Source organism: Arthrobacter sp. NPDC055585 (assembly GCF_053619115.1).
Genome location: NZ_JBSHIT010000010.1, coordinates 1 through 16,251, shown reverse-complemented (window position 1 = coordinate 16,251; position 16,251 = coordinate 1). Strand labels below are relative to the sequence as shown.

At 61.5% G+C, this 16,251-nt stretch carries 16 protein-coding genes and 2 tRNA genes; 3 read left to right on the top strand and 15 right to left on the bottom strand.

Going from position 1 to position 16,251, the window contains the following annotated elements; all coding sequences use genetic code 11:
* Nucleotides 1-2 precede the first annotated feature (2 nt).
* The 7 genes from ACWGQ2_RS15620 to leuC form a co-directional block, all read right to left on the bottom strand.
* Complete coding sequence (locus tag ACWGQ2_RS15620; RefSeq protein WP_452018882.1) at nucleotides 3-1,067, bottom strand: glycosyltransferase; 1,065 nt, start codon at nucleotides 1,065-1,067, stop codon at nucleotides 3-5.
* A gap of 7 nt (nucleotides 1,068-1,074) precedes the next feature.
* On the bottom strand, nucleotides 1,075-1,749 hold the full coding sequence (locus ACWGQ2_RS15615) for a hypothetical protein (RefSeq protein ID WP_452018880.1): 675 nt from the start codon (nucleotides 1,747-1,749) through the stop codon (nucleotides 1,075-1,077).
* A complete protein-coding gene (locus ACWGQ2_RS15610; RefSeq protein WP_452018878.1) occupies nucleotides 1,750-3,846 on the bottom strand; it encodes a glycosyltransferase family 2 protein in 2,097 nt (698 codons plus the stop codon).
* Complete coding sequence (locus tag ACWGQ2_RS15605; protein WP_452018876.1) at nucleotides 3,843-4,268, bottom strand: hypothetical protein; 426 nt, start codon at nucleotides 4,266-4,268, stop codon at nucleotides 3,843-3,845. The genes ACWGQ2_RS15610 and ACWGQ2_RS15605 overlap by 4 nt, the downstream gene beginning before the upstream one ends.
* Nucleotides 4,269-4,457: 189 nt before the next feature.
* Entirely contained in the window at nucleotides 4,458-5,765 is a 1,308-nt protein-coding gene (locus tag ACWGQ2_RS15600; RefSeq protein ID WP_452018874.1) for a UDP-glucose dehydrogenase family protein, read from the bottom strand.
* A 383-nt stretch (nucleotides 5,766-6,148) separates the two neighbouring features.
* Nucleotides 6,149-6,748, bottom strand: a complete 600-nt coding sequence (gene leuD, locus ACWGQ2_RS15595) for a 3-isopropylmalate dehydratase small subunit (RefSeq protein WP_452018872.1) — start codon at nucleotides 6,746-6,748, stop codon at nucleotides 6,149-6,151.
* Between the two features lie 9 nt (nucleotides 6,749-6,757).
* The gene (leuC, locus tag ACWGQ2_RS15590) at nucleotides 6,758-8,221 is read right to left on the bottom strand and encodes a 3-isopropylmalate dehydratase large subunit (RefSeq protein ID WP_452018870.1); all 1,464 of its coding nucleotides are present in this window, start codon (nucleotides 8,219-8,221) and stop codon (nucleotides 6,758-6,760) included.
* A 144-nt stretch (nucleotides 8,222-8,365) separates the two neighbouring features.
* On the opposite strand from leuC, the gene ACWGQ2_RS15585 reads away from it, so the two are divergent.
* Together ACWGQ2_RS15585 and ACWGQ2_RS15580 are read left to right on the top strand one after the other, a co-directional pair.
* On the top strand, nucleotides 8,366-9,085 hold the full coding sequence (locus ACWGQ2_RS15585; RefSeq protein ID WP_422402301.1) for an IclR family transcriptional regulator: 720 nt from the start codon (nucleotides 8,366-8,368) through the stop codon (nucleotides 9,083-9,085).
* A gap of 46 nt (nucleotides 9,086-9,131) precedes the next feature.
* The gene (locus ACWGQ2_RS15580) at nucleotides 9,132-9,554 is read left to right on the top strand and encodes a potassium channel family protein (protein ID WP_452018867.1); all 423 of its coding nucleotides are present in this window, start codon (nucleotides 9,132-9,134) and stop codon (nucleotides 9,552-9,554) included.
* Between the two features lie 3 nt (nucleotides 9,555-9,557).
* Here ACWGQ2_RS15580 and ACWGQ2_RS15575 read toward each other — a convergent pair whose 3' ends face one another.
* The gene (locus tag ACWGQ2_RS15575; RefSeq protein WP_452018865.1) at nucleotides 9,558-10,574 is read right to left on the bottom strand and encodes a thiamine-phosphate kinase; all 1,017 of its coding nucleotides are present in this window, start codon (nucleotides 10,572-10,574) and stop codon (nucleotides 9,558-9,560) included.
* A 79-nt stretch (nucleotides 10,575-10,653) separates the two neighbouring features.
* Here ACWGQ2_RS15575 and ACWGQ2_RS15570 point away from each other — a divergent pair, with 79 nt between their 5' ends.
* Nucleotides 10,654-11,193, top strand: a complete 540-nt coding sequence (locus tag ACWGQ2_RS15570; RefSeq protein ID WP_452018863.1) for a DUF1697 domain-containing protein — start codon at nucleotides 10,654-10,656, stop codon at nucleotides 11,191-11,193.
* A gap of 53 nt (nucleotides 11,194-11,246) precedes the next feature.
* Here ACWGQ2_RS15570 and ACWGQ2_RS15565 read toward each other — a convergent pair.
* From ACWGQ2_RS15565 to ACWGQ2_RS15535, 7 genes are all read right to left on the bottom strand, one after another.
* Nucleotides 11,247-11,319 (bottom strand) — tRNA-Glu (locus ACWGQ2_RS15565).
* Between the two features lie 89 nt (nucleotides 11,320-11,408).
* Nucleotides 11,409-11,480 (bottom strand) — tRNA-Gln (locus ACWGQ2_RS15560).
* Between the two features lie 125 nt (nucleotides 11,481-11,605).
* A complete protein-coding gene (locus tag ACWGQ2_RS15555; protein WP_452018861.1) occupies nucleotides 11,606-12,337 on the bottom strand; it encodes an HAD family hydrolase in 732 nt (243 codons plus the stop codon).
* Between the two features lie 7 nt (nucleotides 12,338-12,344).
* Nucleotides 12,345-13,865, bottom strand: a complete 1,521-nt coding sequence (gene gltX / locus ACWGQ2_RS15550) for a glutamate--tRNA ligase (RefSeq protein WP_452018859.1) — start codon at nucleotides 13,863-13,865, stop codon at nucleotides 12,345-12,347.
* Between the two features lie 33 nt (nucleotides 13,866-13,898).
* Nucleotides 13,899-14,429: a hypothetical protein gene (locus tag ACWGQ2_RS15545; RefSeq protein ID WP_452018857.1), complete on the bottom strand. Its 531-nt coding sequence runs from the start codon at nucleotides 14,427-14,429 to the stop codon at nucleotides 13,899-13,901.
* Between the two features lie 72 nt (nucleotides 14,430-14,501).
* A complete protein-coding gene (locus ACWGQ2_RS15540) occupies nucleotides 14,502-15,275 on the bottom strand; it encodes a fumarylacetoacetate hydrolase family protein (RefSeq protein WP_452018855.1) in 774 nt (257 codons plus the stop codon).
* Nucleotides 15,276-15,315: 40 nt separating this feature from the next.
* Nucleotides 15,316-16,008 (bottom strand): DUF1648 domain-containing protein, encoded by a 693-nt coding sequence (locus ACWGQ2_RS15535; protein ID WP_452018853.1) that lies wholly within the window; start codon nucleotides 16,006-16,008, stop codon nucleotides 15,316-15,318.
* Nucleotides 16,009-16,251: the final 243 nt, after the last annotated feature.

Below are 16,251 nucleotides of genomic sequence, written 5' to 3'. Positions count from 1 at the left end.
GGCTACACGCGAATCTCTAGCGCATCGTACATAGCGTTACGGACAATCGCCTCACTGCGGTGAAGACGGCAGGACGCCCGGGCAAACTGCACGACCTCGTCGTAGGCATCGTCCTTGAAAACAGCTAAAAGGTCTTCGCGCAGGTCTGATGGAGTGAATCTGGGGCAACCGTGGTCCCCGAAATTACTCCATATCCCTGCTCTGAGGTTCTTCCCCATCTGCAGCCCCACGGATCCTTGAGCGCCAACTCCTACAGAGAGGGTTCCTGCCGCGAGGGCACGCACGCCGCCCATGCCTGCAACACAGGCTGCGACAGCCGCGTTCATACGCCGCGGCACCTCTGAAGGCTCCACCCAACCGGAATACTCAACCCGTACACGCGGCAGATGTCCAAGTCCCTCTGTAAAAGCCGCTTGGAAGCGGCTTTTCAGAGGGCCGTCACCCAGGACATTGAGGACCCAGTCAATGTCTGGGAACAGCTCCGAAAGCGTTGAGACCAGAGTGATGGTGGGCTCAATCTGATGCAATTTATCTTGCGCCAGCCTCGCCGCAGTGACGACCGTCCCCGTGCCATCCGCAATTTTTTCCTGAAGAGTTAGGTACGGAAGGTCAAACACCTCGTCTGGGACTCCGTTCGGGACCACCGCGACCTTCCACGGTTCGATCTTGCCTACCCGAACTACGAAGTCCTGAATCGATGGGCTTGCCGCCAGGATCGTCTCCGTTCTCGGCGACCAATCGTTCACCTGGTCTAGATACGCCCCATGAATCATGTGGTAAACGGGCGTACCAGTTATTTCGGATGCCCGCAGCGCGACGTTTCGGGCGTGCGGTCCATGGGAAAAGATCTTGTCCCAAGGACCTGTTGCAATCACCTTCTCCATTGATGACGCCCATTTGTCCCAATCCAGGACAACAAATTTAGCTCCAAGTGATTCGATTCGTTCGCGGAAGACGCCATCCTGGCCGACGACCACCACCTCACAGCCAGCTGCGTGCAAGTCGATAACTGCATGAAAAACCCATTCGTGGAGCCCCCCCCACTCAGCAACCGTACGGACAGGCATGAGAATCCTAGCGGACATGGACAGGACTCCCATCAACGTTCAGCTGCAGGTCAGTGCTGATAAGAAGCCTCGCAATTGCTTGAAGCCTCTTCTCGTCTACCAGCTCGGCAAGGCTGGAAGGAATCGTGATTTTCGAAGCGCTCAAGTCTTGTGCCATAAGGACCGGAACCGCCAGGGCAGCCTCTAGTTCAGTATTACCATTCATAGTCAGCGACGGTTTACCAAATAGCCATGAATTCGTCGCGACTGTGACCGCCTCGAAGGTGAAGAGACGGCCTGCCGCCTGATGCGTCGGAACCTCCCGCAACGCCATACGGCGCCGATCGAAATGGTCTAATATGGGAAATTCCTCTTCCCTCTGCACCACTATTAGCTCGACCGAGCCCGTGTGAACCGCCAGAGGTACCGAGGTAGTCTCCGGTATGTCGAGGCCTTCAACTCCGGTGAAGGCCCTGATCTGCCCCGCCACCCGCTGGGATATAGGCCGGCCAACCTTCAGCCGCTCGGTGATTGTCCGCCCGAGGAGCAAAGCCGATGCGACGGCGATACGGTCTCCCGTCAGTGTTCTCAGGTGACCATGCATGACGAGGCTGGGAAGAGGCGATACGGTCTCACCCAGAATTTCCTGTGAGAAGGCAAAACGCATTTCACCCCCGATGTCAAAACTTGGATTTACGCGCATTTATACCCCTAAGTGGCGCTGAACGGCGACGGTGATGTCGCGCTGAACGGGAAGGACCATGGACCAGGAAGCCGCGGCAGAACCGCGCTCAGCCAGGAAGGCGCGTGCTTTATCCTCGTTGCTGAATCCGATAAGGAGCCTGCTAACTCTCGAATCCGGTTCCGCGTTAATCGAGAAATGATGGGCAGAAAGCAGACCGGCCGCGTCTCGCAAATCCGATAGCGACAGGTGTTCACCCTCAACGTTGACCAGCACTGCCGAAGGCGATGCCTTGCGGGCATCCTGCAGGATCGCGTTTATGCGGGTATTCATCACTTTGGCCTGTTCATCACCGGTTTCAGCGTTTTCCGTGTCGGGTTCAGCAACGGTCCCGACCTCGGCATTGTAGGAGAATCCGGTAAACCCTGACTGGCGAATCGCTACGATATCATCCCAATTTAGCCGGCTCACCCCCCCCATTTCCAACGTGGAACGATCTGTAAGTAGATCGGTTTCAGCAATTATGTAGCTAAAACGATCATGAAGATCCAGAGCAAGGATTTTCTTGCCGACGAGCCCCTGGACTGTTCCTGTCCTTCGAACGAGATGATCCGGCAGGAAAGCCCCAAAAGTCTGAGCCAGTTTTTGCTTGTCTGCAGGGTTAGGGAAATGGAGCGTCTTACCCTTTTCAGTGATCGCCTTTATGCCATTAAAATCTGCCGTAAAAGTGTTGGCATAACGGGTCAGTATCGCCGCGGCCCGCTGACGTCTTGAATCTGTTTGGCTGACCTGCGTGGGATGCAGCCTGCGGAGGAACAGCACTTTCTCCGTATGCTTCCACGTCAAACCGCTCATTACCGTTCGAACAGCCATGTTATGGTCCACGGAGCTCGTTAAGGACTCGTCATAGCGGAGCTCCCGAATAATGGCCGTTGGGAGAAGCCACGTAGCATGACCTGGAGTCTGGCCGCTAAACGCAACCAGTTCTTTGCCGAAGCTTCTCTTCGTGATATGAAGGGCCATTTCAGCCGTCACGTCATCGAAATTGACCCACGACCCGTAGGATGCTCTGGCATCGGCTGAGATCACGGACAGGCTCGTCTCCAGCCGCCACGGGAGCATAATGTCATCGTCATCATGAACGGCGGTGAAGTAGCCAATCGATTCATCTGCCGCACGGTTGCGCGCTGAACTTATTCCAGTCGGATCTTGGCGGTAATACCGCACACGGTCGTCCGCTACCGATTCGACGACGCTCCGCGTATCGTCTTCTGAGCCGTCATCGACAACGATGAGTTCCCAGTCTTCGAATGACTGGGCCTGCACAGAACGAATGGAGTCGAGTAGATACTCGGAACGGTCTCGAGTAGCGATGGAGACGGACACCAATACAGGCCGCAGCGGACGCGGCACCGACCAATCAACAAGGTTGCGGAAGATCGACGGGTCTGACTGGACGTGTGCTTTTTGATTCTCGCGGACAGACACGTTCTGTGGCAAAGGCTCAGAAGTTAGACCCGGAAATACGGGATCAAGGTCGATTGCGTATCCATCCATCGGGTCCACGCGCAGATGACCCATGGTGAAGCGTCGGAAGCGGGAAAGCAGGTCCATGACATAAGTGGCGTTATAGCTTATGCGCTCATCAAATCCCCTAACACGGAGGAAATCTTCACGCCTAACTGCGAAACCCAGGGGAGATTCTTCGTGGACGCTGCGTGTAAACTCAACTTCGTCCCAGTCGAGACTGAGCATCTCTTCAAGTTCCAGCTGCTGAGACAGAATCGGCCGCCGTCCGTCGAGCGTTACGAAGGTGCCTTCGGAAAGCGAAGCCACCTGGCCGACGGCTTCACCCAATCTGGGCAAAGCCGTTCCCTGACTGAAGAACAGAACCTGCCCGGGCTTCTCATCTGCAGCGAGCTGATTGAACATGGACATCTGTCGAGTTCCGGCTGGGAAGTACCGTACCCCCTCCAACGCGGGGAGCACCTCGGCAGATTCCACAGCAACTCTTACATCACCGCTGGGTCCCAGGGTGCTGCGGACGTAATCCACGAAGACACCCAAGTACTCTGGATCCGGGGAGCTGAGCGCATATAGGTAGGTGACAAAATTCATCGAGTGATTTCCCCCAGTAGATGGATTGGGTCCAAGGTGCTGTGTTGCCCCGATACAGAAACTCGGTGTGCTGCGTACCTGCATCTGTGCAGCCTTGGATAATCGTTGGCTGAAATCTCCCGCTTTGCCCACGGAACGCGCACGAGGGAAAGACGTATCCGGTCGAACTCCTTGACCGCTTCCACTTCTCTCAGTTTTATGAGACCTCCACGATAATCATCGGGAACGTACACAAAGGAGCTGTCTACCGCGTCGGAGTAGAACCAGTTCAGCTGATCCGGCGTGCGTGGGACTTCACCGAGCGATATTTCGGCAGTGATCATCCATTCCTTGGAACCCTCAGGGATTCCTAAGATTTCTACTGCTAAGTCCGTGCGGCGAGTTGCACCGCCAAATTCCAACAACAATTGTTCGTTGACCAAAGGTCCTCCGTTTTAACAATGATCTAGAAATGCCAAGCATCGAGGCGGCAGGGCCTCGGCGGCAACGGGCGGGGAGGGGCGCGGCTCTGCGTGTCTTTCGCTGATTCTTCATGCACCGTCTGGGTCAATCATTCGACGTGTCACAGCGATGGTGTGTCTCCTGCAGCCGCCCGCGCCCGGAGTTCAGTGTTAGGGCCGCCCCAGGGCCCGGTACGTCCAGCCCGCACCCCGCCACTTCTGAGGGTCCAAACAATTGCGCCCGTCCACGACAACCTTGGTTTTGACCAGGTCACCCAGCCAGAACGGATCGATTTCCTTGTACTCGTTCCACTCCGTCAGGAACAGAACCGCGTCCGCCTCTTGAACTGCCTCGTCAACTGTTGGAGCGAAAGTCAGCTCCGGAAATCTCCGTCTGGCGTTTGCCGTCGCAACCGGATCCGTCGCCAGCACTGTTGCACCTTGGAGCTGCAGCTGGACTGCCACGTTGAGCGCAGGTGAATCACGGACATCATCCGAGTTCGGCTTAAACGCCAATCCAAGAATGGCAATCTTCTTGCCTAGAATGGATCCTCCGCAGACGTCGCGTGTCAGCTCGACAATCCTCGTTCGGCGTCGAACGTTTATGGAGTCCACCTCTCGCAGGAATTTCAGGGAGCCGCCGACGCCCAACTCCTCCGCCCGCGCCAGGAACGCCCGGATGTCCTTCGGCAGGCACCCGCCTCCGAAACCCAGGCCGGCATTGAGGAATTTACGGCCAATTCGTTCGTCGTAGCCGATCGCGTCCGCAAGCTTCGTTACGTCAGCTCCAGCAGCTTCGCATACTTCGGCCATTGCGTTGATGAATGAAATTTTCGTAGCAAGAAATGCATTTGCAGACACCTTGACGAGTTCCGCTGTCTCGTAGTCTGTTCGGACGACGGGGGTCGCTGCCTCGATGGCGGATGCGTACACCTCGTCCAGAACGGCGGATGCTGTCAATCCATCTGCGGGCAGCCCATAGACGAGCCGGTCAGGGGAAAGCGTGTCCTTGACAGCGAACCCTTCGCGGAGGAACTCAGGGTTCCAAACCAGGGTGGCGCCGGGCACTGCGAGTTCCACTCTTTCCGCAACGGAACGCGCTGTACCCACCGGGACGGTTGATTTGCCGACTACGATGTCACCTGCGCTGAGGTACGGCATGATGCTCTCGACCGCTGCATCGACATAGGTCATATCAGCGGCATATTCGCCGTGTTTTTGCGGAGTCCCAACCGCAATGAAATGAACACGACTTCCGCTTATTTCGGACGTGTCTGTGGTAAACCGGAGCCTCCCGGATGACATACCTCGTGTCAGCAACTCCGGGAGACCAGGCTCAAAAAACGGCGCCGTTCCAGCGCTTAGTGCTTCAATCTTGGCGCGGTCCACGTCCACGCCTACAACGTCATGGCCCAGTTCAGCCATACACGCGGCGTGGACTGCTCCTAGGTAGCCACAACCAATCACAGAAATGCGCACAAAAATCCCCCTGCTAAAAATCTACCGGTAACCACCCGATTCTACCGTCCATTGTGGTGCTTCACCTCCAGCCAGGCTGTGGCGGGCAGTCGTTGCTTCGCAACCGTCCGCTGGCCTCGGGGCATAGGCACCTTTTTGTGCACACTTGGCTCTTCTTACCCGGCGGCTCCCACCTTGGGAGGTTGAGGCTCTGGAGGATCGCACCTACCCAAGGTCCTGAATACTCCGGACTTCGGTTCTCAGGCCATCTGGGCATACCCTCGTTCTCAGCCAGGGCGAGGAATAAACCTTGGTCCAGGCAATGCCCGGACCTCGAAATCACCGCGTGGTTAGACCCAATGCCGCCCGACTACCGGCAGCGAGACTGTTCTGATCGGGAATGCCTAGGTCCGCGCCGGAAGGGTGGTTGGCTTGAAAGCAGGACGACGCGCCTCGAAAGCGGTGATGTCTTCCTCGTGGCGCAGGGTCAGCCCAATGTCGTCCAGTCCTTCGAGCAGGCGCCAGCGGGTGTAGTCATCGATCTGGAACGGCGCGGTGACAGTGCCGCAAACAACGGTACGGGCCTGCAGATCGACCGTGACTTCAGTGCCCGGGGATTCTTCAAGCACTTTCCAGATGAGCTCAATGTCGTCCTGTGCAACCTGGGCTGCCACCAGGCCCTGCTTGCCGGAGTTGCCGCGGAAGATGTCTGCGAACCGGGAGGAGAGCACAGCCCGAAAGCCATAGTCCTTTAGCGCCCAGACTGCATGCTCACGGGAAGACCCGGTTCCGAAATCCGGGCCGGCGACCAGCACGGAGCCGGAGCTGAACGGCTTCTGGTTCAGGATGAACTCGGGGTTCTTGCGCCAGCCGGCGAACAGGGCATCTTCGAAACCGGTGCGGGTGATGCGCTTAAGGTAGACGGCGGGGATGATCTGGTCGGTGTCCACGTTGCTCTGCCGCAGCGGAACGCCGATTCCGGTGTGGGTGGTGATCTTTTCCATGATGTTCTCCTAGGCGGCAGCGGTGGCGGTGGAACCGGCGGCTGCGCCGGGCAGGGGGTCAAGGTCCGACGGCGAGCTCAGGGTCCCGCGCACAGCTGTGGCTGCTGCCACTACCGGGGAGACCAGGTGTGTGCGTCCGCCCTTGCCCTGCCGTCCTTCGAAGTTGCGGTTGGAGGTGGAGGCGCAGCGCTCCCCCGGCTCCAGCTGGTCAGGGTTCATGCCCAGGCACATGGAACATCCGGCGAAACGCCATTCGGCGCCGAACTCCTTGAAAACCTGGTCCAGGCCCTCCGCTTCGGCTTCGAGCCGGACGCGGGCGGAACCGGGGACCACCATCATGCGGATGTTGGGGTCCTTCTGCCGTCCGCGGATGATGTCTGCCGCGATGCGCAGGTCCTCGATCCGGCTGTTGGTGCAGGAGCCCAAGAACACGGTGTCCACCCGGATGTCCTTCATGGGAGTGCCGGCCTTCAGGTCCATGTATTCGAGGGCACGCTCAGCGGCGGCGCGGGCGTTCTCGTCACCGAAGTCAGTGGGCGAGGGAACGGCCTCGGAGAGGGAAACACCCTGGCCCGGGTTGGTGCCCCAGGTGACAAAAGGTTCAAGTTCGTTGGCGTCGAGGAACACCTCTTCGTCGAAGACCGCGTCCTCATCGGTAACCAGGGACTTCCAGTGCTCGACGGCGGCGTCCCAGTCGGCACCCTGCGGCGCGTGCGGCTTGCCTTTGAGGTAAGCGAACGTCGTTTCGTCGGGGGCAACCATGCCGGCGCGGGCGCCTGCTTCGATGGACATGTTACAGATGGTCATCCGCGCTTCCATGGACAGCGAGCGGATGGCCGATCCCCGGTACTCCAGGACATACCCCTGGCCTCCGCCGGTGCCGATCTTCGCGATGACCGCCAGGATGATGTCCTTGGAAGTGACGCCGGGCTTCAGGGTTCCCTCAACGTTGATGGCCATGGTCTTGAAGGGCTTCAGGGACAGCGTCTGAGTAGCCATGACGTGCTCCACCTCGGAGGTTCCGATACCCATTGCGAGGGCGCCGAAGGCGCCGTGGGTGGAGGTATGCGAATCACCGCAGACAACGGTGAGGCCGGGCTGGGTCAAACCGAGCTGCGGGCCCACCACGTGGACAATGCCCTGTTCCGCGTCTCCCAGCGGATGCAGGCGGACGCCGAACTCGGCGCAGTTGGCGCGCAGGGTTTCAATCTGGGTGCGGCTGACCGGGTCCGCAATTGGCTTGTCGATTGCCAGGGTGGGAGTGTTGTGGTCCTCCGTGGCGATGGTCAGGTCCGGGCGGCGCAGTCTGCGGCCGGCCAGGCGCAGCCCTTCGAAGGCCTGCGGAGACGTGACCTCGTGAATCAGGTGGAGGTCAATGTAGAGCAGGTCCGGCGCACCGTCGCTGCCTTTGGAAACTACATGCTCATCCCACACTTTTTCGGCGAGCGTCCTGCCCGCTGAGTGCTCTCCCATTGTCTTCTGCTCCTCGCCCCGGCACAGTTTCCGGCGGTTCTGCCGGGCACTGCGGAATCCTGATGGTTTAAGACAACCAGCATCCCCGGCACCCTGCCAGTTTTTCGGCTTGCATCTCAGATATTGAGACGGCAATATCATTCTATGGACAACTCAAGCGGTGTGGGCGTCATCGACAAAGCAGCAATGGTGCTCGATGCACTCGAAGCCGGGCCCACGACTCTGGCGCAGCTCGTGGCTGCCACCGGTCTGGCACGGCCCACCGTGCACCGGTTGGCTTTGGCGCTGATGCACCACCGTCTGGTGGGACGGGACATCCAGGGCCGGTTTGTGCTGGGCAGCAGACTGGTGGAGCTGGCCTCAGCTGCGGGTGAGGACCGGCTGATCGCTTCCGCCGGGCCGGTGCTGCTGGCCCTGCGCGATGCCACCGGGGAAAGTTCGCAGGTTTTCCGCCGTCAGGGCGAATGGCGTGTCTGTGTTGCCTCCGCGGAGCGGCCCATCGGCCTGCGGGACACCATTCCGGTTGGTACGCAGCTCTCGATGAAGGCAGGCTCCGCAGCACAGGTGCTGCTGGCGTGGGAGGACCATGACAGGCTGCTTGAAGGCCTGCAGAATGCCCGCTTCACCCCGACTGTGCTGGCCGGCGTCCGGCGTCGCGGCTGGGCCCAGAGCCTGGGCGAACGTGAACCCGGTGTAGCCTCGGTGTCCGCACCGGTCCGCGGACCGTCGGGGCGGGTGATCGCCGCTGTCTCCATTTCGGGGCCGATCGAGCGCCTGACCCGGCAGCCCGGCCGCATCCACGCCGAAGTGGTCTCCAAAGCTGCGGCGCAGCTTACGGAAGCGCTGCGAACCAATACCGACTGACCCGCCGTCGGCCTATTCTGGGAAGCCCGGGCCCAAAGGAGCGGGCATGAAACGGTTTCGCGTCCTCTGGAACATCATCCGCGTCACGAGCGCCGACGTCGTGTTCTACGGTTTCCTCGCCGTATATGCGGGCGCCGCACTGGTGCTGCCGCTCTTTGAGCCCGGAATTCCACGCACCGGCGATGCACTCTGGTACCTCTTTGTCTCCTTCACCACGATCGGTTTCGGTGACTTCGTGGCACAAACGTTCGTGGGACGGATGCTGACAGTTATCGTTTCCCTGTACGGCATCCTGGTGGTCGCGCTGGCCACCGGTGTGATTGTCGGGTTTTATAACCAGCTCGTCCGTGCCCGCACCCGGGGCACGCTCCAGTCAATAGTGAGGGAACTGGAGCATCTTCCGGATCTGAGCAGGGAACAGCTGGCTGATCTATCCCGGCGAGTGCGTGAGCGCCATCTGCTCGACTGATTCTCAGCCGCCGAAGTGGTCCCAGCCTGCCGCGGCGGGCTCCGCACCGCCCACGCTCACCAGGCTTTCTCCGTGCCTCCGTGCATGTACGGTGCCCACCCTGCGGAAACCGCGGGGCAGGACCTGGTCCGGGGCGAAGGCGGCCAGCAATCCGTGGTCCTCTCCCCCGCCCAGGACCCAGTGCAGCGGGTCAGCGCCAAGCTTCGAGGCGGTGCCGGCCAGCGGCACCGCTTCCGCCCGGAGGATGTCAGCATCCAGGTCGACGCGCACGCCGGAGGCTTTGCCGAGGCGTCCGGCGTCGCGCACCAGACCGTCCGAAATATCCATCATGGCGTGTGTACCGGCTGCGGCAGCCGCGGGTCCGGCGGACAGCGGCGGGCAGGGCCGGGACTGAAGCGCCGTGAAGGCCCGCTCAGGACCGTTCAATTCGGTGTAGTCCAGGGGGCTCTCCAGCAGGGCCAGTCCTGCCGCAGCCTCGCCCAGCGCCCCGCACACCGCCAGCACGTCTCCGGGCCGGGCGCCGGACCGGAGCACCGGCGTCCGGCCCTGCAGGTCACCTGTAACAGCCGCGGTAACCACCAGCTGGCTACCCCGGCCCAGATCGCCGCCGGCAACGGCACAGTCCTCAGCTCCGAGGGCCCGAAGAGCGGCCGAGAGTCCGTCAGCGAGTCCTTCGACCCAGCTGACCGGTGTCTGCGCAGGCAGGGTCAGGCTGACCACCAGCGACGTCGCTACCGCCCCCATCGCGTTGACGTCGGAGAGGTTCTGGGCAGCACATTTCCAGCCGACGTCGTAGCCAGTGGTGCGGTATCCGCCAGGCCAGCGCAAACGGAAGTCCTGGTCCTGGACCAGAGTGTCGATGGAGATGACCGTCCGGCCGTCCGGAGCACCCAGCACGGCAGCGTCATCGCCGGGGCCCAGCACCATCCGCCCGCCGCCGAGGCGCGGAAAAATGCGTGCCAGCAGCTCCGCTTCGCCCAGTTCTGCCACCGGCCTGGGGTATTGGGCGTTCTTTGCCACGAAATCCGCTTCCTTGTCTGTCTGTGTCCCGGTGTTTCATTATGCTGCACGCCGCCACGGCCCGGAGTACCCTCGCCGTATGAACCCTGTGCGGGACACCCGCTACGCCATCCTGCTCCGGGGAATAAACGTGGGCGGCATCACCGTGAAAATGGCGGACCTGCGCGCCGTGCTGGTGGACCTGGGACTGCGGGACGTACGTACCCTGCTGGCCAGCGGCAACGCCGTCGTGACCGCGGACTGGACCGCTGCCGAACTCAAGGAACGGACGGAGCAGGAGCTGCGCAAGGCATTCGGCTACGAGGCCTGGGTGATTGTGCTCCCGTTATCCCGGGTGGCAGAGCTCGCCGGAGCCGTTCCGTATGCCGGGGATGATTCCGCAGCCCATGCCTACGTCACCTTCTCCTCTGACCCGGCAGTGCTCGACGAGCTCTACGACATTGGCGCGTCCGCGGGCGCCGAGCAGGTCCGGATAGGTCCCGAAGCGGTGGCGTGGACAGTGCAGAAAGGTTCCACGCTCGAATCCCCGCTGTCCAAGGCGGCCGCTAAACCCCGCTATAAATCAGCGACGACAACGCGGAATCTGCGGACCCTGCTCAAAATAACGGAAGCAGAATAGGAATCGGTTAAATGGAAACGGTCCCGGACATTTCTGTCCGGGACCGTTTTCTGTGACCCCAGCGGGATTCGAACCCGCGTTACCGCCGTGAGAGGGCGACGTACTAGGCCGCTATACGATGGGGCCATTTGCTTCACCTGCTAAGTGAGCTCAACAAGTATTTCATACCTGCCGTTTATTTCTCAAATTCGGCTAAATACCCAATTTGATTAGCGCTGGGATACCAGGACTCGAACCTAGAATGACGGTACCAGAAACCGTTGTGTTGCCAATTACACCATATCCCAATGTGCTCTTCCGGGCCGCTTCCGGACCAACAAGTTCCGGCCTCAACCCCTCAGCACGAGTTATTACTATACACGGGTTCCGGCCGGAGTACAAAACGGCCCCGGAACCGGTCCGCTGCGGCGCCCTAGTGCAGACCGACGGCGGCTCCAACTGCCGCCAGGCTGTCGGCTACCGCCAAGTGCCGATGGCCAGCGCGCAGCTGGTCATTGCCGCTGCGTTCAACCCAGAGTGCCTGCAGTCCGGCGGCGAGAGCTCCCCTCCCGTCCACTACCGGGTTGTCCCCTACGTAGAGGGTCCGAGCCGGCTCGGTACCGAGCAGCCGCACTCCCTCCAGGAAGATCGCTGGATCCGGCTTGGCCGCATCAACGGCGTCAATGCCCACCAGAACCTTAATACGTTCCAGGCCGGCGGCGTCGAGCTTGGCGCGCTGGTAGTCATGGACGTTGTTGCTGACGGCGCCGTAGGGAATCCCGTGGGCGTCGAGCAGGTCCAGCACCGGCACGACGTCGCCGAACGCCTGAAAGTGCCGCGGAAGCGTCTGATCATAGGCGGCGTTCCAAGCTTCCTCGGCGTCGCCGTCGAACATCGGCAGCCCGTGGGACTGCTGGGCGTGGGCTACCCGAAGCAGGCGCTGGCGGGTGAAGCTGAGTTCACCCGCCAGGTACCGGTCGTAGTAACCGCGCGGGTCCGCAGCATAGAGGTGCTGGTAGGCCGCCCAGTCCTCCTCGGTGAAGTGCGCCAGGTCCTTGGCGCTGATCTCTCGCAGGGTGTTGCCCATAGCGGTGCGGAGGTCCACGAGGGTCTCATCGATATCAAAGAGCACACCCGTGGGCCTGCCGCGCCGCATGTCACTCATGGGTTCCTTAGGCCTCCGCGGCGCGGAACGCGCGGATCCGGGCAAGAGATGAATCCTTGCCCAGGATCACCATGGATTCGAAGAGCGGCGGGGAAATGCGGCGGCCGGAGACGGCGGTGCGCACCGGGCCAAAGGCAAGCCGGGGCTTGATGCCCAAGTCTTCAACCAGGGCCTGGCGCAGGGCGGCCTGAATGTGCTCCGCCGTCCATTCCTCCACAGGTTCGAGTGCACCCAGGGTTGCGTCCAGCACCTCGATGAGATTGGCGGGCAGTCCCTTGCGGGCGTCGTCGGCAACGTCAATCGCGTCGTCGTCCTTGAACAGGAAGCCGAGCATGTCCGGGGCCTCGCCCAGCAGGGTGATGCGTTCCTGGACCAGCGGCGCGGCCTCAGTGAGGATTTCCTGCTGCCGACCGGTCAGCTCCTCCCCCACCAGGCCGGCGTGCTGCAGGTACGGCACCAGGCGGCCGCGGAAGTCTTCAGGATCCAGCTTGCGTACATGGGTGCCGTTGATCGCTTCGGCCTTCTTGATGTCGAAACGGGCCGGGTTGGACAGCACGTCGTGGATGTCGAAGTTCTCCACCAGCTGGTCCACGGTGAAGATGTCCTCGTCAGCCGACAGCGACCAGCCCAGCAGGGAGAGGTAGTTCAGCAGGCCTTCGGGGATGAAGCCGCGTTCGCGGTGGAGGAACAGGCTGGACTCCGGGTCGCGCTTGGAGAGCTTCTTGTTTCCGCCGCCCATCACGTAGGGCAGGTGACCGAAGAGCGGCATGTACTGGGCCACTCCGACGTCGATCAGTGCGCGGTACAGCGCAATCTGGCGCGGAGTGGAGGAGAGCAGGTCCTCGCCGCGGAGGACGTGGGTGATGCCCATCAGAGCGTCGTCGACCGGGTTCACCAGGGTGTAGAGCGGTGCACCGTTGGCGCGGACCACCACGAAGTCAGGGACAGTGCCGGCCTTGAACGTGATTTCGCCGCGGACCAGGTCGTTGAAAGTGATGTCTTCATCGGGCATACGAACGCGCAGCACAGGCTCGCGTCCCTCCGCCTTGAAGGCCGCGATCTGCTCTTCGGTCAGGTCGCGGTCGAAGTTGTCGTATCCGAGCTTAATGTCCCGGCCGGCTGCACGGTGCCGGGCCTCGATTTCCTCCGGGGTGGAGTAGGACTCATACAGGTGCCCGGCGTCCTTGAGCTTGGCGATGACGTCCTGGTAGATATCGCCGCGCTGGGACTGGCGATACGGTTCGTGCGGGCCGCCAACGTTGACGCCTTCATCCCAGGTGATGCCCAGCCAGTCGAGCGCGTCGAGGAGCTGGAGGAAGCTCTCCTCGCTGTCCCGGGCCTTGTCTGTGTCCTCGATGCGGAAGATCATCTTGCCGCCGGTGTGCTTGGCGTAGGCCCAGTTAAACAGGGCCGTGCGTATCAGGCCCACGTGGGGCGTGCCGGTCGGGGACGGGCAGAAACGAACCCGCACCGGAGTGTTGTCGTCGACGGTGGGAAGATCAGCGAAGGAAGAAGGCTCAGTAGTCATGATTCCTCCAGTTTAGTCGCTGCCGCCAAACCCCTACGTGTTCAGGCCCTGAAGCAGCACAAACAGGCCGCCGCCCACTACGGCGCCGGCCACAGCCGATGCTGCGGGCAGCTGCCAGCCGCCGCGCATCCGAAGCGCAAGCAGGATGCACAGGAGTACGGCGGCTGCGGCGGGCAGCATCGGTCCCCCGCTGATCGAGAACAGCAGGACCGGGATGACGACGGCGGCAGCACCGGTACTCACGGCGCTCCAGTCCAGCTTTACGGCACGGTTGAGCACCAGGACGGCGGAATAAGAAGCAATCATCGCAAAAACGCCGGCCGCCAGCACCCGCGGACCGTCAAGCCAGAGGATCAGCCGCAGCACCATAAAACACAGTGCACCGGCGCCTAGGATTACCGGCGTCACCGGAGCCCTGACGATCGAGTAACGAAGGTCCCCCCTCCGGTCCAGAGTGCGGACCAGCAGCCAGGGAAAAATCAGCAGAAGCAACACTGTGCCTGCTCCCCAGGCCCAGGCCTCCGCCGTCGTAATTCCGCTGCTGACCGCGGCAAGGAGGATCACGGCACTCCAAAGCACGCCCGGAAGCAAGTTCCCGGCAGTCAGTTCCCGTGATCCCCCCGACAAAGCTGCTGCCTAGCCGCGCACGATGTTGGCGAGCGTACCGATACCCTCAACCTGGATTTCGATGCGCTGACCTTCGGTCACCAGGCCAACGCCGGCCGGGGTGCCCGTGAGGATGATGTCGCCGGGCAGGAGGGTGAAGGCCTGGGAAACGTAGGACACGAGTTCCCGGACCCCCCAAATCATTTCGGAGGTGTTCCCGTCCTGTACCAGGTCGCCGTCCAGGTAGGCCTTGATGGACAGGTTGTCGGTGTCCAGGTCTGTCTCGATCCACGGTCCAATGGGGCAAGACGTATCGAAGCCCTTGGCCCGGGCCCACTGGTTGTCCGTCCGCTGTGCGTCGCGGGCCGTCAGATCGTTGGCGCAGGTGTAGCCGAAGACGACCTCGTCCACGCGTTCCAGCGGAACGTCCTTGCAGATCCGGCCGATCACTACCGCGAGTTCGGCTTCGTAGGAGACTTCCTCGGAAAAGGACGGCAGCACCACGGGATCGTTGGGACCGATTACTGCGGTATTCGGCTTGAAAAACATCAGCGGCGCCGGCGGAACTTCACCGCCCATTTCGGCTGCGTGGTCGGCGTAGTTCTTGCCGATCCCCACTACCTTGCTGCGCGGGATGATCGGAGCAAGCAGGCGAACGTCCTCCAGCTTGTGCCGTTCTCCGGTGAGCTGCACGCCGGAGAAGAAGGGGTCCCCCTTGATCACGGCAATTTCTTCATGGCCTTCTTCACCGTCGACGATGCCGAAGGCAGGGTCACTGTCCTGGATAAACCGAGCAATACGCATGAGTCCAAGCCTAATCGAGGAAAGGCGCTTCCCGCTTCGGTCAGAGTGATGCGCCGACGGTGGCGGCGACCGGCAGCAGCGCGCAGACGATCAGGAAGACCACGACGGCGGTGCGTCCGGCGCGGTTGCCGATGTTGATGGTCATGCCCATGCCGCTCCCCCGGCGTTTCGAAACCAGGACACGCGGATCAGCTTCGTCGTTGTAGAGGATGCCAGCAATCCACTTGGCTTCCTCTGCCGCCTCCTCATCCGTCGGGTTGATTCCCTGGTTCCGCGCTGCCTGAAGGGCACGTCTGGTTTCCCAGCCGTAACAGGCGGGAAGCGCAGCAAGTACCAAAGGCATCACGGTGAGTGCGGGCCATATTGGCACCAACTCAGGAGTCCGCCATCCTGCCACCGTCAGCGTGCCAATCACGACAGCGACTATAAGGGAGCACACTCCCAGCGCCGATACTGTGCCCGCGATGTTTCCCCGTCTCCGGAGTTCGTCCCATGCACTGTCTTTAGGTTCGTAGTGTGTCATGGCAGGAGCGGCTGCCGATGCCAGTGCCATCAGCCCGTCTGGAGTGCCGTCTGATCCCCAGTGTGTAGGCACCGTTTCCGGCAGACCGCCGTAGATCAGGACGCCATAGAAGTAGATACCCGCCACGATCAGGGCTGCAGCCAGATGTGGAAGCCATGGTCCAAGCCGGCGCCGCTGTATTGTCCTTGCCGAGTCGTTCCCCATCCGCATGCCTGACACCCTAGCAATCCTTGGATTCCTGCAGGCGTGTGGCCGGTGGATTTGGCCCGGGTTCACGCCTGCCTTCTGGGCCGTGGTTCCCACGGTTTGTGGCGGGTGGTGTCTGGTGTGGTCCCACTGGGTAACAGGTGTCACTGAACGTGGGAAGGGCGGCAGGCTGCCGGGAGGCCAGGCAGTGTTGAACCGATGATGTTGGAGGACGCGGCCCTGGACTAGGCAGTGCTGGCCGGCCGG

Bases quoted from the DNA above. Each gene is read 5' to 3' on its own strand.
- ACWGQ2_RS15585 (WP_422402301.1), top strand. From the start codon at position 8,366: ATGGACAACTCAAGCGGTGTGGGCGTCATCGACAAAGCAGCAATGGTG.
- leuC (WP_452018870.1), bottom strand. From the start codon at position 8,221: ATGGGAGAGCACTCAGCGGGCAGGACGCTCGCCGAAAAAGTGTGGGAT.
- ACWGQ2_RS15570 (WP_452018863.1), top strand. From the start codon at position 10,654: ATGAACCCTGTGCGGGACACCCGCTACGCCATCCTGCTCCGGGGAATA.
- gltX (WP_452018859.1), bottom strand. From the start codon at position 13,865: ATGACTACTGAGCCTTCTTCCTTCGCTGATCTTCCCACCGTCGACGAC.
- ACWGQ2_RS15610 (WP_452018878.1), bottom strand. From the start codon at position 3,846: ATGAATTTTGTCACCTACCTATATGCGCTCAGCTCCCCGGATCCAGAG.
- ACWGQ2_RS15620 (WP_452018882.1), bottom strand. From the start codon at position 1,067: ATGCCTGTCCGTACGGTTGCTGAGTGGGGGGGGCTCCACGAATGGGTT.
- ACWGQ2_RS15555 (WP_452018861.1), bottom strand. From the start codon at position 12,337: ATGAGTGACATGCGGCGCGGCAGGCCCACGGGTGTGCTCTTTGATATC.
- ACWGQ2_RS15535 (WP_452018853.1), bottom strand. From the start codon at position 16,008: ATGCGGATGGGGAACGACTCGGCAAGGACAATACAGCGGCGCCGGCTT.
- ACWGQ2_RS15580 (WP_452018867.1), top strand. From the start codon at position 9,132: ATGAAACGGTTTCGCGTCCTCTGGAACATCATCCGCGTCACGAGCGCC.
- ACWGQ2_RS15540 (WP_452018855.1), bottom strand. From the start codon at position 15,275: ATGCGTATTGCTCGGTTTATCCAGGACAGTGACCCTGCCTTCGGCATC.
- leuD (WP_452018872.1), bottom strand. From the start codon at position 6,748: ATGGAAAAGATCACCACCCACACCGGAATCGGCGTTCCGCTGCGGCAG.
- ACWGQ2_RS15615 (WP_452018880.1), bottom strand. From the start codon at position 1,749: ATGCGCGTAAATCCAAGTTTTGACATCGGGGGTGAAATGCGTTTTGCC.